A 713-nucleotide genomic window follows, 5' to 3' on the forward strand; every position below is an offset into this window, starting at 1 on the left:
CCGGCCGCGGCCGGCGACGAGGCCGTGCAGGAAGGCGCCTGAGATGCCGTTGTCCCGCGACCAGCTCGCCGCCCGGGTCGCCGCCGAGCTCACCGACGGCGCCTACGTCAACCTGGGCATCGGCATGCCCACCCTGGTGCCCAACTTCGTGCCCGCCGACGTGCACGTGGTGCTGCACTCGGAGAACGGCATCCTGGGCGTGGGCCCTTACCCCTTCGAGGGCGAGGAGGACCCCGACCTGATCAACGCCGGCAAGGAGACCGTGACCATCCTGCCCGGCGCCAGCTTCTTCGACTCGGCGACCTCCTTCGCGATGATCCGCGGCGGCCACCTGGACCTGGCGGTGCTCGGCGCGATGCAGGTCAACCCGCGCGGAGACCTGGCCAACTGGCTGATCCCGGGCAAGATGGTCAACGGCATGGGCGGCGCGATGGACCTGGTCCACGGCGCCCGCAAGGTGATCATCATGATGGAACACGTCGCCCGCGACGGCAGCCCCAAGCTCGTGCAGGAGTGCACCCTGCCGCTGACCGGCCGGGCCTGCGTGAACCGGGTGATCACCGACCTGGCCGTCATCGACATCACCCCGGCCGGGTTCACCCTCGTCGAGACCGCTCCCGGCCTGACCCCCGACGAGGTCGCCCAGGCCACCGGCGCGCCCCTGACCATCCCCGACCACGTCCCCGAGATGACACTGCCCGCCACCGTCTGAG

Annotated in this window: 1 protein-coding gene; it reads left to right on the top strand. The window is 71.1% G+C overall.

Annotated elements, in window-relative coordinates; genetic code table 11:
* The first annotated feature begins 43 nt into the window (after positions 1–43).
* Complete coding sequence (locus tag ACI79I_RS24320) at positions 44–712, top strand: CoA transferase subunit B (RefSeq protein ID WP_456995135.1); 669 nt, start codon at positions 44–46, stop codon at positions 710–712.
* Position 713 lies beyond the last annotated feature (1 nt).

The organism is Geodermatophilus sp. SYSU D01105 (genome assembly GCF_054050095.1).